At 71.6% G+C, this 17,055-nt stretch carries 15 protein-coding genes and 1 pseudogene; 10 read left to right on the top strand and 6 right to left on the bottom strand.

The window, feature by feature from the left end:
* The 7 genes from ABT085_RS29890 to glgB all read left to right on the top strand — a co-directional run.
* Nucleotides 1–279, top strand: a 279-nt coding sequence (locus tag ABT085_RS29890) for an alpha-glucosidase C-terminal domain-containing protein (RefSeq protein ID WP_351614640.1), incomplete at its 5' end; no start/stop codon positions are given.
* A gap of 645 nt (nt 280–924) precedes the next feature.
* Nucleotides 925–1,527: a signal peptidase I gene (locus ABT085_RS29885; RefSeq protein ID WP_351614637.1), complete on the top strand. Its 603-nt coding sequence runs from the start codon at nt 925–927 to the stop codon at nt 1,525–1,527.
* 131 nt (nt 1,528–1,658) lie between these two features.
* On the top strand, nt 1,659–2,210 hold the full coding sequence (locus ABT085_RS29880; protein ID WP_351614635.1) for a hypothetical protein: 552 nt from the start codon (nt 1,659–1,661) through the stop codon (nt 2,208–2,210).
* 214 nt (nt 2,211–2,424) lie between these two features.
* Nucleotides 2,425–2,922, top strand: coding sequence for a hypothetical protein (locus ABT085_RS29875; protein WP_351614628.1), 498 nt, complete (start codon nt 2,425–2,427; stop codon nt 2,920–2,922).
* Nucleotides 2,923–3,073: 151 nt separating this feature from the next.
* Complete coding sequence (locus ABT085_RS29870) at nt 3,074–3,607, top strand: hypothetical protein (protein WP_351614626.1); 534 nt, start codon at nt 3,074–3,076, stop codon at nt 3,605–3,607.
* A gap of 211 nt (nt 3,608–3,818) precedes the next feature.
* A complete protein-coding gene (locus ABT085_RS29865; protein WP_351614623.1) occupies nt 3,819–5,249 on the top strand; it encodes a maltokinase N-terminal cap-like domain-containing protein in 1,431 nt (476 codons plus the stop codon).
* Between the two features lie 28 nt (nt 5,250–5,277).
* Entirely contained in the window at nt 5,278–7,836 is a 2,559-nt protein-coding gene (gene glgB, locus ABT085_RS29860) for a 1,4-alpha-glucan branching enzyme (RefSeq protein ID WP_351614621.1), read from the top strand.
* Nucleotides 7,837–7,937: 101 nt separating this feature from the next.
* Here glgB and ABT085_RS29855 read toward each other — a convergent pair whose 3' ends face one another.
* The 4 genes and pseudogenes from ABT085_RS29855 to ABT085_RS29840 all read right to left on the bottom strand — a co-directional run bounded on the left by ABT085_RS29855 (nt 7,938) and on the right by ABT085_RS29840 (nt 11,593).
* A complete protein-coding gene (locus ABT085_RS29855) occupies nt 7,938–10,160 on the bottom strand; it encodes a HelD family protein (RefSeq protein ID WP_351614618.1) in 2,223 nt (740 codons plus the stop codon).
* Between the two features lie 181 nt (nt 10,161–10,341).
* Entirely contained in the window at nt 10,342–10,656 is a 315-nt protein-coding gene (gene trxA, locus ABT085_RS29850; protein WP_351614642.1) for a thioredoxin, read from the bottom strand.
* Nucleotides 10,657–10,670: 14 nt separating this feature from the next.
* Nucleotides 10,671–11,099 (bottom strand): MerR family transcriptional regulator, encoded by a 429-nt coding sequence (locus tag ABT085_RS29845; RefSeq protein ID WP_351614615.1) that lies wholly within the window; start codon nt 11,097–11,099, stop codon nt 10,671–10,673.
* Nucleotides 11,100–11,144: 45 nt separating this feature from the next.
* A pseudogene (locus tag ABT085_RS29840) lies at nt 11,145–11,593 on the bottom strand (Lrp/AsnC family transcriptional regulator).
* 201 nt (nt 11,594–11,794) lie between these two features.
* Between ABT085_RS29840 and ABT085_RS29835 the strand changes: the two are divergent.
* Together ABT085_RS29835 and ABT085_RS29830 are read left to right on the top strand one after the other, a co-directional pair.
* On the top strand, nt 11,795–12,685 hold the full coding sequence (locus ABT085_RS29835) for an NAD-dependent epimerase/dehydratase family protein (protein WP_351614613.1): 891 nt from the start codon (nt 11,795–11,797) through the stop codon (nt 12,683–12,685).
* A gap of 1 nt (nt 12,686) precedes the next feature.
* Nucleotides 12,687–13,598: an aldo/keto reductase gene (locus ABT085_RS29830; RefSeq protein WP_351614610.1), complete on the top strand. Its 912-nt coding sequence runs from the start codon at nt 12,687–12,689 to the stop codon at nt 13,596–13,598.
* Between the two features lie 15 nt (nt 13,599–13,613).
* Here ABT085_RS29830 and ABT085_RS29825 read toward each other — a convergent pair whose 3' ends face one another.
* Entirely contained in the window at nt 13,614–14,378 is a 765-nt protein-coding gene (locus ABT085_RS29825) for a DUF2127 domain-containing protein (protein ID WP_351614603.1), read from the bottom strand.
* A gap of 85 nt (nt 14,379–14,463) precedes the next feature.
* Nucleotides 14,464–16,278, bottom strand: a complete 1,815-nt coding sequence (locus ABT085_RS29820) for an MFS transporter (protein WP_351614601.1) — start codon at nt 16,276–16,278, stop codon at nt 14,464–14,466.
* Between the two features lie 119 nt (nt 16,279–16,397).
* Between ABT085_RS29820 and ABT085_RS29815 the strand changes: the two genes are divergently transcribed.
* Nucleotides 16,398–17,030: a TetR/AcrR family transcriptional regulator gene (locus ABT085_RS29815; protein ID WP_351614598.1), complete on the top strand. Its 633-nt coding sequence runs from the start codon at nt 16,398–16,400 to the stop codon at nt 17,028–17,030.
* The last annotated feature ends 25 nt before the right edge of the window (nt 17,031–17,055 follow it).

Here is a 17,055-nt window from a genome sequence, read left to right as displayed (position 1 = left end):
CTCCAGTCGTCCAACCCGGCCGTCCTCGCCTTCCTGCGCGAGTACGAGGACGACCTGGTGCTGTGCGTGCACAACTTCTCCCGCTTCGCCCAGCCGACCGAGCTGGACCTGCGCAAGTTCGGCGGACGGCATCCGGTCGAGCTCTTCGGCGGGGTGCGCTTCCCCGCCATCGGCGAACTGCCCTACCTGCTCACCCTCACCGGACACGGCTTCTACTGGTTCCGGCTGCGCAAGGACACCGTCCAGATCCCCAACCAAGGTGTCGAAAAAGCGCGTTGACAATCGCGTGCGGCGGACCCGGCGACTCGCCCGGTCCGCCGCGCCCCGGCGCCCTCGGGCCCGGCCGGATCCCGACACATCGCTCGGAAGGCCGCAATAGCGGCCGTCTCGCCATCTTTAAACACTTGAAGCATCACGTTTCGATAACGCGACCTCCACACTTCTTCCACATCCTTCCCAGCATGCCCACACACCCCTAATCTGATCTTGGCCACCTCGACCGGGTGGCCACTCCCGGGGGGGAGTACGAAGCGTGCACACAGCATGGGGGTGGATGAGTTTGGCCAGGCCAGGAGGCGCTTTATTAGCCGCCCAGCGGCTCGGCGGACCGGCACCCCGCACCTGCGGGTGACCTCCGCGGCCGATCGCACGCGTGCCGACGCCGTGTGCATCCTGTGAAGACCGCGGCGGCGGGACGACCCGGGAAACCCGCTCTGCTCCCGGGTACAGAGCCCGTCCCGCCGCCCTCGCCCCTCCGACGCCCGCTCGGACACGGCAATTCCGCAGACCTCGCGGCCCCGCCCCAAGACCGGCGCAGGGGAATTCGTCAACCCCCGAACGGGTTCCCCTGCGTCACCCCGGTGACGCGCCGCCCATGGGGCCCGCGAGGCCCGTAAGACCGCCCATCGCCCGCAGGAGAAGACAGTGCAGCTGGCCGTACGCAAGGCGACGACGTCTCCCGACGAGACGCCGGCCGCCCCGCAGCCGCCCAGGCGTCGGCATTGGACACGCCGAGTCCTCTCGGGCCTCCTGAGCCTCCTGGTCGTCCTGCTCGCCGTCGGCTTCGCGGTGGCGGCGTACGCGGTCAAGTCCGGCAAGTGGGAGGCCAGTTCGGTCCTCAGCGGCAGCATGGAGCCGAAGCTGCCGACCGGAAGCGTCGTCATCGCCCAGCGGGAACCCGTGAAGGCGCTGAAGGTCGGTGACATCGTTATCTTCCACCGCCCGGACGAGCCGGAACGCCAGGTCGTCCACCGGATCGTGACGATCACGCCCTCCGCGCAGGGACCGGTCCTGGAGACCAAGGGCGACGCCAACGAGACCAAGGACCCCTGGCATGTCCGCCCCGACGGCGACACCGCCTGGATCGTCCGCCACGACGTGCCGTACGTCGGCTACGTCGTCACCTCGATCCACACCGAAACGGGCTTCCGGGTGCTGCTCGGCGCCGGCGCGCTGCTGATCGTGGGCGGCACGGTCGTCCTGCTGTGGCGCCCGAAGAAGCCCACCCCACAGACCACCACTCCATAGGGGCAACGGGATTCCTTCCCGTTCCGGGACACGACGCCGCGCGGTACCCAGCCAGGGACCGCCGTGGGGGGCCGTGTCGCGCCCAGGGCGCAAGCCCGAACCTTCACCATCAAGCAGAAAGGTCCACATCAGTGGCCATCTCCAACAAGAAGAAGGCGGCCGCGGCCGCCGCGATCGCCGTCGGCAGCATCGCCCTGATCGGCGCCGGCGCCGGTGCCACCTTCACCGACACGGTCACCGCGCAGACGAACGTCCGCTCGGGCCACGCCGACCTCAACATCGTCAACGTGAAGTCCGGCGTGTTCGGCCAGCACACCACCTCGACCGAGCTGTACGACACGCTCAAGGCCGAGGACGCGGTGTGGACGATCAGCGACAACGGCAACTTCGCCGTCCTCGACGGTGAGAAGCTGCTGGCCACCTCGACCAGCACGATCACCACCGAGGTGACCGTCAAGAACGAGGGTACCGCGAACGCCAAGGTCAAGTTCAACACCGTGGCCGGCGGCGAGCTGAAGGGCGTCCTCAACCTGAGCGCCCAGCGCCTCACTCCCCTCGTCGGTGACGTGCTGAAGCAGGGCGACACCGCTCGCTACCTGGTGACCATCTCGGTCAAGGACCTCAACAACGACTGGGCCAACAAGACCGGCCAGGCCTACCTCCAGGTGACCGCCGAGTCCTGATCCACCCCCGCGTGAGTGGGCCGGGGATCCGATCGCTTGCATCGACCGGATACCACGGCCCACCCCGCACACGCCCTGGTCCAGGGACCACTCACCCGCCGCAGGATTGCCGTCCTGCGGCGGGTACAGGCGCTGCGGCCACCTTACGGGCGCACCGGCCGCATCGGGCCGACACCCCCGCACACCGGAGCACCGCTCCTGAAAGGGCTTTCACATGGCCATCTCCAACAAGACGAAGGCGATCGCCGCCGCGGCGATCCTGGCCGGCAGCATCGGTCTCGTGAGCATCGGCAGCAGCGCCCTGTTCACCGACACCGTGACCGCCGAGTCCACCTTCAAGGCCGGCACGGCCAAGATCCAGATCCAGGCGGACGGCTGGACGATCAGCGACGACGGCCACACGGCCACCCTCGCGGACACGCAGCTGATCAAGACGTCGACGGCCGAGCTCGCCGTCCCGCTGAACAACTCGAACCTCACCGTCTGGAACAAGGGCGACATCCCCGTCACCTTCGCCCCGACCGTGGTGCGCACCGGCGACCTCGCCCTCGACGTGTCGTACGTCCGCACCGGCGGCGACAACGGCGGCGGCGACGTGGTCCAGCCCGGCCAGTACGTCCAGTACCGCGTCGTCGTCAAGGCCACGAACCTCGGCAACGAGTCCTCCGGCAAGACGGCCCAGGTCACCTTCAAGGTCAACGCCACCGCCTGAGCCTCGCGCCTTCCAGGCAGGCCCCCAGCCCACCCGATCCGGTCCGACCTCGCGTCGAGCCGGGCCGGGTGGGCCACGGCGTTCACCGCCATGGCGCCCCTCCCACGGGGCGTAGACCCGACCCCAGTTCAATCAGAAGGGCGCTACACCAATGGCCATCTCCGACCGGAGAAAGATCGCGGCGGCACTCGTGCTGGCCGCGGGCGGCATTGGCCTTGTCGGCGTGAGCAGCGGCGCCACGTTCACCGACACCGTGACCGGGTCCTTCACGGTGAAGGCGGACATCCCGCCCGCTCCGGCGGACCCCAAGCTGACGATCAAGTGCGAGGACAGCAGCAACTGGTCCACGGACAATAGGGATAAGACCTCGGTCTGCACGTACAAGGGCAAGGACATCAAATTCACCGGTGTCACTGCCAAGCGGCTCGGGGTCTTCACGGCGCAGAACACCGGTGATGTCGATCTGAAGGTCACGCCGAGCGTCACTCTTCCGACCGCACTCAGCGGGAAGGTCACGGCAGAGCTCAAACTGGTCAACGGAACTTCCGAACTGAAGGCCAAGTCGAAGGGCGACGTCGACTCCGCGACGTACGAGTTCTGGCTCACGCCCAAGACGTCCGGCGACACCGTCTCCGAGAAGGACGCGCAGAAGATCACGATCACCTTCGCCTACACCGCCGTCTGACCCGAGCCCCCGGCTCGGATCGCGGCGCCGCCACAAGGGTGTCCGGTGTCTGGTTGCACAACCGGACATTGGGCACCCTTGCGTCATGTCCGCAGAAAATCCCCTGGACCGGCTCGGCTGAAAGGTCCCGGGTCGACGCGGTTTCCACCGCTCCGCCCGGGGCACGCATCAGTAACCGCCTCCCCTCGCCCCCGGGGAAAGGACGCGACCCATGTCGGAAGCCGTCACACGCACCGCGACCACTGGTCCCGGCCTCCTGGCGTCCCTGGACCCCCTGCTGCGCACTTGGTTGCCACGGCAGCGCTGGTTCGCCGGAAAGGGACGCCCGATCACCGGGTTCTCGCTGGTCAGCGCCACCGAGCTGCTGCCGGCCCACAGCCAGCTGGGCCTGCACCACCTGCTGGTACGCGCCCATCAGCCGCCCGTGCCGGGCGCCCGGACCGCTCCCGGCGACTGCTATCAGCTCCTGATAGGCGCCCGCGAGGCACTGCCGCCCCGGCTGGCACCGGCCCTGATCGGACACATGACCGCGGGGCCGCTCGCCGGCCGGACCGCGTACGAGGCCCTGTACGACCCCCAGCCCGCCGGTGTGCTCCTGGAAGCCCTGCGCTCCCGGGCCCGCATCGGCGGACTGCGTTTCGAGCGGGATCCCGGCCAGGAGATACGGGCCGGCCTGGTGCCGCGGATGATGACCGCCGAGCAGTCCAACTCGTCGGTGGTCTACGGAGATACGTTCATCCTCAAGTTACTGCGCCGGGTCGTGCCGGGGGTCAACCCCGACCTCGAACTGCCGCTGGCCCTGGCCCGCGAGGGCTGCTCGCGGGTTCCGGCGCCCACGGCCTGGCTGCGGGCGGAGCTGTCCGGCGAGCCGTACGTCCTGGCGGTGCTCCAGCCCTTCGTGCAGGGCGCGTCGGACGGCTGGGAACTGGCGCTGCGCGAGCTCGCCAAGGGTGAGGACTTCGCCGCCGAGGCGCGAGCGCTGGGGCGTGCCACGGCCGAGGTGCACACGGCACTCGCCCGCGCGCTGCCCACGGTGACCCTGGGCCACACCCAGGTGCGGGCGCTGGCCGACGGCATGATCGAGCGGCTGGACGCGGCCGCGCAGGCGGTGCCCGCGCTGCGTCCGTACGTGTCCGGGCTGCGTGTCGCCTTCGAGGCACCGGCCATTCTGGCGGCGGAGGGCCGGACCTGGACCGCCCAGCGCATCCACGGCGATCTGCACCTCGGGCAGTGTCTGCGCTCGCCCTCCCACGACCCGGGCCACGGCGGCGCCGACCCGGCCGACGGCGGCGGGACGTGGTCCCTGATCGACTTCGAGGGCGAGCCTGCCAGGCCGCTGGCCGAGCGGCGGATGCCGCAGCCCACGGTGCGGGACGTCGCGGGGATGCTGCGCTCCTTCGACTACGCCGAGCACTCCGTGAACCCGACCGTGCCGGGGTGGGCGGACACCTGCCGGGCCGCCTACTGCACGGGGTACGCCGAGGGCGGCGCCCGTGACCCGCGCACCGATCCCGTACTGCTTCGGGCCTACGAGACGGACAAGGCCGTCTACGAGGTCCTCTACGAGGCCCGGCAGCGGCCCGACTGGCTTCCGGTCCCGCTGTCCGCGATACGCCGCCTCGCCGCACCCGACCCGTCCTGACCTCAACCTCGCCCAGGAGGCTCTGTCCGTGACCCCCAGCCCCCCGTCCAGCGGTTCACATCCGAAGAAGACGGCCGAGGAGCAGCCGCCGGCGAAGAAGACGACGAAGGCGACCGCGGAGAAGACGACCGCGAAGGCGACGGCCAAGAAGGCGGCAGCGAAGAAGGCGACCGCGAAGAAGGCTGCGGCAGTCAAGAAGACGGCGGCGAAGAAGGCCGTCGCGAAACAGGGCGCCGTCCGGAATGCCGCCACCGGGAAGACCGCGGCCGGGCGGAAGGCCACCACGGCCACGGGGGCCGCGAAGACGACGGGGGCGGCGGACCCGGTGAAGGCGGCGGAGGCCGTGCGCCAGGACGACACGCAGGAACCCGTTCCGGAGCCCGGTCCGCTCCCCCTGGCGTACTCCCCCGCCGTGGACGCGGGCGACCGCGAGCGGCTCCTGCACGGCACCCATCACGCCCCGCACTCCGTCCTGGGCGCCCACCCGGTGCCCGGCGGTGTCGCCTTCCGCGCCTTCCGGCCGTACGCGCTGGGCGTGACCGTCGTGGCCGGGAACCTGCGCGCCGAACTGCACGACGACGGCGACGGATTCTTCTCAGGCCTGCTCCCGCTCACCGAGATCCCGCGCTACCGCCTGCTGGTGGCGTACGAGGGGACGGTCCAGGACACCGAGGACGCCTACCGCTTCCTGCCCACGCTGGGCGAGCTGGACCTGCATCTGATAGGCGAGGGCCGGCACGAGCAGCTGTGGATGGCGCTCGGCGCCGAGCCGGTCACCCACCAGGACGTGACCGGAACCCGCTTCACGGTGTGGGCGCCGAACGCGCGCGGGGTGCGGGTGACGGGCGGCTTCAACTTCTGGGACGGCACGGGACATCCGATGCGCTCGCTGGGCTCCTCGGGTGTCTGGGAGCTGTTCGTGCCGGGCATCGGCGAGGGCGAGCTGTACAAGTTCGAGATCACCCGCCCGGACGGGTCGCGGACCCTGCGGGCCGACCCGATGGCCCGCCGCACCCAGGTGCCGCCCGAGACCGCCTCGATCGTGACCGCCTCGCACTACGAGTGGGGCGACGCCGACTGGCTGGCACACCGCGGGGACACTCCCCCGCACCGGGCGCCGCTGTCCGTGTACGAGGTCCATCTCGCCTCCTGGCGACCTGGCCTGACCTACCGCCAGCTCGCCGAGCAGCTGCCCGCGTACGTCCGGGACCTGGGCTTCACCCATGTGGAGCTGATGCCGGTGGCCGAGCACCCCTTCGGCGGCTCCTGGGGCTACCAGGTCACCGGTTTCTACGCGCCCACGGCCCGGCTGGGCACCCCGGACGACTTCCGGTACCTGGTGGACGCCCTTCACCGGGCGGGGATAGGCATCCTGATGGACTGGGTGCCCGCCCACTTCCCGCGCGACGACTGGGCGCTGGCCGAGTTCGACGGCCGTCCGCTGTACGAGCACGCGGACCCGCTGCGCTCCGCGCACCCCGACTGGGGAACGCTGGAGTTCGACTTCGGGCGCCGCGAGGTGCGCAACTTCCTGGTCGCCAACGCGGTGTACTGGTGCGAGGAGTTCCACATCGACGGGCTGCGGGTGGACGCGGTCGCCTCGATGCTCTACCTCGACTACTCGCGCGAGCCGGGCCAGTGGGTCCCGAACGAGCACGGCGGCCGGGAGAACCTGGACGCGGTGGCGTTCCTCCAGGAGATGAACGCGACGGTCTACCGGCGGGCGCCGGGGGTCGTCACCGTCGCGGAGGAGTCCACCGCCTGGGACGGGGTCACCCGCGCCACCCACCAGAAGGGGCCGGGCGGCTTCGGGGGCCTCGGCTTCGGGCTGAAGTGGAACATGGGGTGGATGCACGACTCCCTGGCGTACATGAGCCACGAGCCGGTGCACCGCAAGTACCACCACAACGAGATGACCTTCTCGATGGTGTACGCCTACAGCGAGAACTACGTCCTGCCCATCTCGCACGACGAGGTGGTGCACGGCAAACGCTCGCTGGTGTCGAAGATGCCGGGCGACTGGTGGCAGCAGCGCGCGAACCACCGTGCCTACCTCGGTTTCATGTGGGCCCATCCCGGCAAGCAACTCCTGTTCATGGGGCAGGAGTTCGCGCAGGGAGCGGAGTGGTCGGAGGCGCACGGCCCGGACTGGTGGCTGCTGGACCCGGCCTACGGGGCGGGGGCCGACCACCGCGGTGTGCGCGATCTGGTGCGCGATCTCAACACCGTCTACCGGGACACCCCGGCGCTGTGGCAGTGCGACACCGAGCCGGCCGGGTTCCGGTGGATCGTGGGCGACGCGTCCGAGGACAACGTGGTCGCGTTCGTGCGCTACGACGCCGAGGGCGTCCCTCTGCTCGCGGTCTCCCACTTCTCCCCGGTGGTCCGCGACGACTACCGCCTCGGCGTCCCCGAGGACGTGCCGGCCTGGCACGAGGTCCTCAACACCGACGCGGCCCGGTACGGCGGGGGCGAGGTCGTCAACCCCGATCCGGTGAAGCCGGAGCCGCAGCCCTGGCACGGCCGGCGGGCCAGCATCCGGCTGACCCTGCCGCCGCTCGCCACGGTGTGGCTGCGCCCGGCCTGAACGCCGCCGCGCACAGCCTCGTACGAGGACCGCCGAGGGCCGGCCGGCGCGGTCGTGGACGGTGGGCGGCGCCCACCGCACACGTACCGCGCGGCCGTGCCTCAGACGGTGGCGCCGGCCAGCGCCTTCGGCAGCCGGCCCGTGTGCAGCACGCCCAGCCGCTGGGTGGCCCGCGTCAGTGCCACGTACAGGTCGCTCGTGCCGTACAGCGCCGGTTCCACCACCAGCACCGAGTCGAACTCGAGCCCCTTGGACTGCCTCGGGTCGAGCAGGACGACGGTCCGGGTCAGGTCCGGCTCCGCGCCCGCCGTCACCCCGTCCAGCCGGGCGGCCAGCCTGCGGTGCAGATGGCGCGGCGCGATCACCGCGAGCCGCCCCTCGGCCGGGGTCAGCTCCGCCACCGCCTCGGCCACCGCGCCGGGCAGGTCGTCGGTGGCGCGCACCCAGGGCCGTACCCCTGTCGACCGCACCGAGCTCGGTGGCTCGAAGTCGGGCCGCTCGGCGCGCACCACGGCCGCCGCGAGCTCCATGATCTCGGCGGGGGTGCGGTAGTTGACGCCGAGCCGGGTGTGCTCCCAGCGGTCCTCGACATACGGCTGGAGGATCTTCGACCAGGAGCCGACACCGGCCGCCTCCGCGGTCTGCGCCGGGTCGCCGACCAGCGTCATCGAGCGGGTGGGACAGCGCCGCATCAGCAGCCGCCACGCCATCGGCGACAGCTCCTGCGCCTCGTCGACGATGATGTGCCCGAACGCCCAGGTCCGGTCGGCCGCCGCACGCTCGGCGGCGCTGCGGTGGTCGTCCTCCTCCTGCCGCTCGGCGAACCGCTCGGCGTCGATGATGTCGTGCGCGGACAGGACCTCGGAGTCCTCCTCGTCGATGTCCTCGAACTCGTAGGTGCGCGAGGCGTACGAGACGTCCAGCACGCCCTGCGCGTAGGCGACCTGCGTCTCCCGCTCGCGCTCGGCCCGCGCCCGCGCCACCCGCTCGTCCACGCCGAGCAGTTCGGCCGCCTCGTCGAGCAGCGGCACGTCCGCGACGGTCCACGCCCGCGTCACCGGACGGCGGATCGCGTGGGCGTCCTCGTCGCTGACGTAGCCCACCGGGTCGGCGAGGAAGTCGGCGACCAGGCGCTGTGGGGTCAGCCGCGGCCACAGCTGGTCGATCGCGGCCCACACCTCGGGGTTCTCGGCGAGCTCGTCGCGGATCTGGGTGACGTCGGAGGCGTCCAGCAGGCTGCTGCCGTCGTACGGGTCGGTGCCCACGCGCTCGGCGTACAGCTCGGTCAGCGTGTTGAGGATGTGTCCCTCGAAGTGCTCGCGCGCCACGTTGTGCGGCAGTGCGGCGGACCGGGTGCGCTCACGGGCGACCTTCACCAGGCCGTCGTCGAGCATCAGGACCTCGCGGTCGTGCTCGATCGCGATCACCGGGTCGGGCAGTGCCTGCCAGTCGCGTACGACGTCGGCGAGGACGTCCGCCATGTCCGCACGGCCCTTCACCGCGGCCGCCTCACGGGTGTCGCCCGCCGTCGCCCGCACCCCGGGGAACAGCTCGCCGACCGTGGCCAGCAGCACGCCGGTCTCGCCCAGCGCGGGCAGCACCTCGCCGATGTAGCCGAGGAAGGCCGGGTTGGGTCCGACGATAAGCACCGCACGCTTGGCGAGCAGCTCCCGGTGCTCGTAGAGCAGGTACGCGGCCCGGTGCAGCGCGACGGCCGTCTTGCCGGTGCCGGGTCCGCCCTCCACCACCAGCACCCCGCGGTGCGGGGCCCGGATGATCTCGTCCTGTTCGGCCTGGATGGTCTGCACGATGTCGCCCATGCGGCCGGTGCGGGCCGCGCCCAGCGCCGCGAGGAGGACGGCGTCGCCCGCCGGGTCCTCGTGGCCGGTGCGGGTGGCGTCGCCGAGGTCGAGGATCTCGTCGTGCAGGGCGGTGACCCGGCGGCCGTCGGTGCTGATGTGCCGGCGGCGGCGCAGGCCCATCGGGGTGTGGCCGGTGGCCAGGTAGAAGGGGCGGGCGACGTCGGCCCGCCAGTCGATGAGGACCGGTGTGCGCTCGGCGTCGTCGGCGCGCAGACCGATCCGGCCGACGTGGTGGCGGACGCCGGAGGCCAGGTCGATCCGGCCGAAGCAGAGGGAGCCGTCCACGGCGTTCAGGGCGGCCAGCAGGCCCGAGCGCTCGGTGACCAGGATGTCCCGCTCCAGCCGGGCCTGCATGGGGGTGTTGCCCTGCGCGAGGGCGGCCGTGACGGAGGTCTCGGTGTCGCCGCGCAGCGCGTCGACCCGCGCGTACAGCCCGTCGATGAATTCCTGCTCATGCTGCAATTCATCGTCCGGAAATTCGGTGTTTGACAATTCCGCTCCCGCCCGGATATACTGTGTCCAGTGAACTTGTCCGCGACTTGTTCACACGAAGTCGCGAATCATCGAATATACACAAAGAAATCCCCCGGTGACAATTGCCCGGGGGATTTCTGCTGTGTGGGGGGATGCGCTGCGGGGCGGGTCAGAGCACGTCGGCCAGCTCCTCCAGCAGTCGCCGCTTCGGCCGCGCGCCCACCATCGCCTTCACCGGCTCGCCGCCGCGGAAGACCATGAAGGTCGGCATCGACAGGACCTTGTACTGGTTGGTCGTCTCCGGGTTGCGGTCCACGTTGAGCTGCACCACCCGCAGCCGCTCCCCCTCCTCCTCGGCGAGCGCGCGCAGCACGGGCGCCATCTGCCGGCAGGGCGGGCACCAGTCGGCGGTAAACTCCACCAGCACCGGCAGATCAGCGCCGAGCACCTCCGTCCCGAAGTCCTCGTCCGTCACCTCGGGCACCGCGGCCGTCATGGTCACCGTCCTCGTCCTCCCAGCTCGCACACGGGCTCCGGACCCCCCGGAACCTGCGCCTCGGCGTCCAGCTCGGCACGCGCCCGCTCGGCCCGCTCGAGCTGCCCTGCGACCTTCTCGCGCACCGCCCGCAGCTCCCCGACGAGCTCGTCCAGCTCCGCCAGCTTGCGCCGGTACACCGCGAGCGACGCCGGGCACGAGTCCCCCTCGGGGTGGCCGGCCCGCAGACACTCCACGAAGGGCCGGGTCTCCTCCAGCTCGAACCCGAAGTCCCGCAGCGTCCTGATCTGCCGCAGCAGCTTCAGGTCGCGGTCGTCGTAGGAGCGGTGCCCGTGGTCGTCGCGCCGCGCGGTCAGCAGGCCCCGCGACTCGTAGTACCGCAGCGTCCGCGTGGTGGTTCCGGCCCGTGCGGCCAGCTCGCCGATTCGCATACCGACGAACGTACGCCTTGACGCCGACGTCAAGGCAAGCGCGCGTCACGCGGGCGGCAGCAGCGGCTTCCGCCGCACCGGCGAGGAGACACGATCGAGGTCGTGGTGCGGCCCAGCGCGGAGGTCAGTTCGAGGATCTCCTCCAGGTGGACGGTGTCCCGGACGGCGACCTTGAGGATCCAGCAGTCCTCCCCCACGACGTGATGGACCTCGGTGATCTCGGGCCGCTCGATCAGCTCCAGGGTGCGGGGGTGCCGGAGGGTGTAACCGCCGTGCGGGTTGACCCGGATGAAGGCCTGGATGCCGTAGCCGAGCCGGGCCGGCACCACATGGGCGCCGTACCCGGTCACGGCACCCGCCGCCTCCAGCCGCCGCACCCGCTCGGTGACCGCCGCCGGGCTCAGCCGCACCCGGCGGCCCAGCTCGCTGAGCTTGATCCGGCCGTCGGTCTGCAGGAGCAGCAGGATCTGCCGGTCCAGCTCGTCGAAGGCCACCGACGTTCCGACGGCGGTGACCCGCGCATTCCGTGGTTCTTTCGGTACGGCCGCCCGATCTCCCACAACTCCCCCTTCAGCACCCGGCACTGCGCCAGCAGAATTATGGCCGTCGGGTTCCCGCGAGCGGAACCGGTGACAAAACCGGTGACGACAGCGGTGACGAATGCGGCGGTGAGACGGTGTTTCGGGAGGGGTGTCATGCGTGACGTACTGGTCATCGGGGGGAACCGGTATTTCGGGAAGCGGCTGATCGACCGGCTGCTCGCCGCCGGGGACCGGGTCACGGTCCTCAACCGCGGTTCGGCCCCGCCGCCCGCCGGGGCGGTCCACCTGGTCGCCGACCGCGACGACGAGCGCGCGCTGGCCGAGGCGCTCGACGGGCGCGTGTTCGACGCCGTCGTCGACCAGGTCTGCTACACCCCGCGCCAGGCCGCGATCGCCCGCCGGGTCCTCTCCGGCCGCACCCGGCGCTATGTGATGACGTCGACGGTGGAGGTCTACGAGCACCAGGACTCACCCACCGCCGTGGCCGAGGACGCGGTCGATCCGCGCGAGGTCGCCGTGGATCTCGAACTCCCCTGGGACGAGCCGGAGTTCCTGGACGCGCACTACGGCGAGGGCAAGCGGCAGGCGGAGGCGGTCCTCGCGGCGGCGCCCGCCTTCCCCTGCACGGCCGTCCGGGTGGCCCATGTGCTGGGCGGCGACGACGACTTCACCGGGCGCCTCGCCCACTACGCCGACCGGCTGCGCACCGGCGAACCGATCACCGTGCCGGCCACCAACCACCCGGCGACGTACATCCATGTCGAGGAGATCGCCGACTTCCTGTTCTGGGCGGTGGGCCAGGACTTCACCGGCCCGGTCAACGCGGCCTCGCACGGCACGCTCACCACCGACGAGATCGTGGCCCACATCCCGGGCGGCCCGGCCCGCTTCCAGGAGGTCGTGGCCGGCGAGGTCTCCCCGTTCTCCTTCTTCCGCTCCTACGGCATGGACAACTCCCGCGCCACCCGGCTCGGTTTCGCCTTCACCGACGCCCGGCAGTGGCTGCCCCAGGCCGTCGCGGAGACCCTCGGAAAGGACCACTGACATGCTTCGGCGCAGGATCGGCGATCTCCCGGTGAGCGCGATCGGTCTCGGCGCGATGCCGCTGTCCATCGAGGGCCGCCCCGACGAGCGCCGCGCGCTGGCCACCGTGCACGCGGCGCTGGACGCGGGCGTCACCCTGCTGGACACCGCCGACTCCTACACCCTGCCGGACGCCGAACCCGGCCACAACGAGCTTCTGGTGGCCCGCGCGCTCGCCGCGTACGGCGGTGACACCGCCGGGGTGCTGGTGGCCACGAAGGGCGGCCGGGGCCGGACCCCCGACGGCGGCTGGACGGTGAACGGCACTCCGCGCCGTCTGAAGGCGGCCGCCGAGGCCTCCCTCAAGCGCCTCGGCGTCGACGCGATCGGCCTCTACCAGCTGCACAAGCCCGACCCGGCGGTGCCCTTCGAGGAATCCGTCGGCGCCCTGCGCGACCTGCTCGACGAGGGCAAGATCCGGCTGGCCGGGATCTCCAACACGGACGCGGACCAGATCCGCCGGGCGCGGCGGATCCTCGGCGACCGGCTGGTGTCGGTGCAGAACCGCTACTCCCCCGCCGTCCGCGACAGCGAGCCCGAACTGCGGCTGTGCGCGGAACTGGGGCTGGCGTTCCTGCCGTGGAGCCCGCTGGGCGGGATCTCCCGCAGTTCCCTGGACGGACCGGCCCCACGGGAGGGCGCGGACCCCGGCGCCGGGCGGGACCGTTTCGCCGCCTTCCGCACGGTCGCCGCGGAGCGCGAGATGACTCCCCAGCAGGTCTGCCTGGCCTGGCTCCTGACCCGGTCGCCGACCGTGCTCCCGATCCCGGGCGCGAGCCGTCCGGAGACGATCCGGGCGTCGGCGGCCGCGGCGGACCTGACACTGACCGCCGAGGAGACGGCACGGCTGGACGCGGCGGTGGGGGCGGGCTGACCCACCCGCCAGGTCCTAGACCGGCACGCCCGCCGACTCCTCCACCTCCAGCAGCGAGGCGCTGCGGCGCTCCTCCTCGAACGCCCGGCGCCCGCCGCGCAGCCCGAACAGCCGCTTGGCGATGGCGATGTAGAGGACGGCGAGGATGTTGAGGACGAGCGTGGCGATCTTCAGCCAGCTGACGTGCTCGGTGAGTTCGTAGATCTCCAGCGGGAGGAAGGCGGCCGTGGCGACCACGGTCAGGTACTCCGCCCAGCGCTTGGCGTACCAGAGGCCGACCGCCTCGACGAGCTCGACCAGCGCGTAGATCAGCAGCAGCGCGGCCACCAGCAGCAGCGTGGACTGCTTGTAGCCGAAGGTCTTCTGGATGGTGCCGACCACGGGCGAGTGGTCGAGGTCGTAGTGGAAGTGCCGGAAGACCGGCCGGAAGACGTCGAGGTACTCGTCGAAGAGCCGGCGCACCGCGTACCGGCTGTTGCTGAACTTCCACACGGCCGCGGCGACCAGCACGATGAACACCCCGCGCACGGCCCGCTCGATCGCGAGGAAGCGCAGGATGAACAGATCGCGCAGCACCTTGCCGCGCGGGACGAGGGGCGCCTGGTCCGCGGGGCCCGAGCCGTGCGGCTCGCCGAGCACGTAGTCGCCGCAGCGCAGACAGCGCCAGACCTCGCCGAGGGCGGTGTCCGCGCGCAGCCGCACCCGCAGCCGGGGGTCCTCCGGCGCGTACGTCACATGGCCGCGCCGAGCGCAGGTCCGCCGGTCCCAGTCGATCTTCATCCCCCGTGCCTCCACAGAACGTGCCGCGCCAGTCGGTCGGCGCGGCACGCTAGTGTAAGCGGTCAAGAAGAAGGTAAGAATCGGGTCAACGCGCCCCGGCGGCCGCGCGCTTCGGCTCCTTGTCCGCGTCGGTCTGCTCGGACTTCTCCGCCGTCGCTTCCTGCGCTTCCTCCGCGTCGGCGTTCGCCGCGGTCTCGTCCGCCGGTTCCCCGCGGTTCTCCGCCGCCTGCTCCGCGCCGGTCGCGGCCGTCCGGGCCGTGTGCTCCGCCGTGGCCGGCGCCTGCTTCGTCCGGCCCGGCAGCAGCGCGGCCACCAGGAGCGTGCCGACCCCGAGGACCACCGCGCCGATCAGACTGGTGTGGGCCACCGCGTCGGAGAAGGACGAGCCGACCGCGTCGGCCATCCGCCCGGCGCCCTGGGCGAGTTGCTCCGCCTGCGCCTTCAACTGGGCGCCCTGCTGCGGATCACCGGCCTGCGCCGCCTGGGCGGCGAGGGCGCGGGCCTTGTCACCGACGCCCTGCGCGACCGCGTACCCCGCGCCCACCGAGTCCTGGGCGGTGGCGAGGGCGGACGCCGGGAGCCCGGCACCGGCCGTGGCGTCCGCGAGGTGGTCCGAGTACGAGGTGGCCAGCAGCGAACCGAGGATGGCGATGCCGAGCGAGCCGCCGAGCTCCAGCGAGGTGTCGTTCACCGCGCCGCCGACGCCCAGTTCGGACTCCGGGAAGGCACCCATGATCGCGTCCGTGCAGGGCGAGAGGGCGAGCCCGATCGCCAGGCCGAGGACGACGAGCGGGGCGACGAAGTCGCCGTAGCCGGAGCCCGCGTCCACCCGCGTGAGCAGGGCGAGGGCGGCCGTGCCGCCGACCATGCCCGCGCTCACCGTCCACTTCATGCCGACCCGCGGGGTCAGGTAGCCGGTCAGCGCCGAGCCGACGAACACGGCACCGGCGAGCGGCAGCATGCGGGTGCCGGTCTCCAGGGCGTCGTAGCCGAGGACGAACTGGAGGTGCTGGGTGAGGTAGTAGAAGGCGCCGAAGACGGCCAGGAAGAACAGGGCCACCGCGAGGTTGGAGCCCGCGAAGCGGCGGTCGGCGAAGCGCCGCACGTCCAGGACCGGGCGCGGGTGGCGCAGCTCCCACAGGACGAAGGCGAGCAGGCCCGCACCGGCCGCCACCGCGGCCGTGACCGCCTTGACGCCCCAGCCGAAGTGCGGCCCCTGGATGATCATGTAGACGAGGGAGCCGATCCAGACCACGGACAGCAGACCGCCGACGTAGTCGATGCGGCTGTGGTGCGCGGCCTTCGACGGCGGTACGAGGACGAAGGCGCCGACGATCGCCACGGCGGCGATCGGCACGTTGATCAGGAACGTGGAGGACCAGCCGTGGTGCGCCAGCAGCGCCCCGGCGACCAGCGGGCCGGCCGCGATGGCGAGGCCCGCGGTGGCGGTCCACAGGGTGATCGCCTTGGCGCGTTCGGCGCGCGGGAAGGTCGCGGCGAGCAGGGACAGCGTGGCGGGCATGATCAGTGCCGCGCCGACGCCCATCACCGCACGGGCCGCGATGACCCCGGTGGCGCTGCCGACGAGCGAGCCCGCGACGGCGCCGCCGCCGAAGACGAGGAGACCGAGGACGAGCGCCCCGCGCCGGCTGTACTTGTCACCGATCGCGCCGAGCAGCAGCATCAGCGCGGCGTACGGGACGGTGTAGCCGTCGATGACCCACTGGAGGTCGGCGCTGGACAGGCCCAGGTCCTGGGTCATGTCGGGCGCGGCGACGGTGAGGGCGGTGTTCGCCATCACGATGATCAGCAGGCTGAGGCAGAGCACGAGAAGCGCCCACCAGCGCCGGCGGTAGGGGCCCGCCGTCCTTTCGACCGGTTCGGTCATGACGAGTCGCATGGGCGGGGTCGCCTTCCTCTTCCACAACGCGGCATCGAATTGCACAGCGGAGTGCAATTGCACAACGATGTGCAATCTACGATGCTGCACACCACTGTGCAAGTCGACGGGAGTGCAGAATGGCTGACATGACCACGGGTAACACCAGTCGCGCCGACGCCAACCGCCGCCGCATCCTCGATGTCGCGCTGGCCGAGCTGCTGCGCGACCCCGACGCGTCCATGGACCAGATCGCGCGCGCCGCGGGCGTCGTACGACGGACGGTGTACGGGCACTTCCCCAGCCGTGAGGCGCTGATCAGCACGCTGGTCGACGGTGCGGTGGCGGCGGTGGAGGCCGCGTTCGCGGCCGGCCGCGACGGCGCCGACGACCCGGTGCAGGCACTGGCCCGCTCGACCCTCGTGGTCTGGGAGGTCGCCGACCGCTACCGCATCCTGGTCGCGCTGGCCCAGCGCAGCGTCACCGTGCAGGGCATCCGCGAGCGGCTCGCCCCGGTCCGAGAGTCCTGTGCCGAGGTGCTCCGACACGGGCTGGACCAGGGGGTCTTCAGCTCCCCGCTGCCGCCGGCGGCCCTGGCCTACGTACACGAGCAGATGCTGTTCGCGCTGATGGAGGCCGTGAACGACGGCCTGCTGAGAACGGAGGAGGCGGGCCGCTCCGCCGCGGTCACGATCCTGACCACGGCGGGCGTACCCGCCTCTCGTGCCACCGAACTGGTGACGGAACTCGGCGTCGAACCCGGCGCCCGCTGACCCGGAGGTCCGGCCGGTTCAGGCC

This window comes from Streptomyces sp. NPDC002265 (assembly GCF_040296125.1).
Classification (GTDB): Bacteria; Actinomycetota; Actinomycetes; order Streptomycetales; family Streptomycetaceae; genus Streptomyces.
Note: the sequence above shows the minus strand (reverse complement) of the source record. Positions and strands in the feature narration are given on the sequence as shown.

Bases quoted from the DNA above. Each gene is read 5' to 3' on its own strand.
- ABT085_RS29875 (WP_351614628.1), top strand. From the start codon at position 2,425: ATGGCCATCTCCAACAAGACGAAGGCGATCGCCGCCGCGGCGATCCTG.
- ABT085_RS29870 (WP_351614626.1), top strand. From the start codon at position 3,074: ATGGCCATCTCCGACCGGAGAAAGATCGCGGCGGCACTCGTGCTGGCC.
- ABT085_RS29865 (WP_351614623.1), top strand. From the start codon at position 3,819: ATGTCGGAAGCCGTCACACGCACCGCGACCACTGGTCCCGGCCTCCTG.
- ABT085_RS29845 (WP_351614615.1), bottom strand. From the start codon at position 11,099: ATGCGAATCGGCGAGCTGGCCGCACGGGCCGGAACCACCACGCGGACG.
- ABT085_RS29835 (WP_351614613.1), top strand. From the start codon at position 11,795: ATGCGTGACGTACTGGTCATCGGGGGGAACCGGTATTTCGGGAAGCGG.
- ABT085_RS29830 (WP_351614610.1), top strand. From the start codon at position 12,687: ATGCTTCGGCGCAGGATCGGCGATCTCCCGGTGAGCGCGATCGGTCTC.
- ABT085_RS29825 (WP_351614603.1), bottom strand. From the start codon at position 14,378: ATGAAGATCGACTGGGACCGGCGGACCTGCGCTCGGCGCGGCCATGTG.
- ABT085_RS29820 (WP_351614601.1), bottom strand. From the start codon at position 16,278: ATGCGACTCGTCATGACCGAACCGGTCGAAAGGACGGCGGGCCCCTAC.
- ABT085_RS29815 (WP_351614598.1), top strand. From the start codon at position 16,398: ATGGCTGACATGACCACGGGTAACACCAGTCGCGCCGACGCCAACCGC.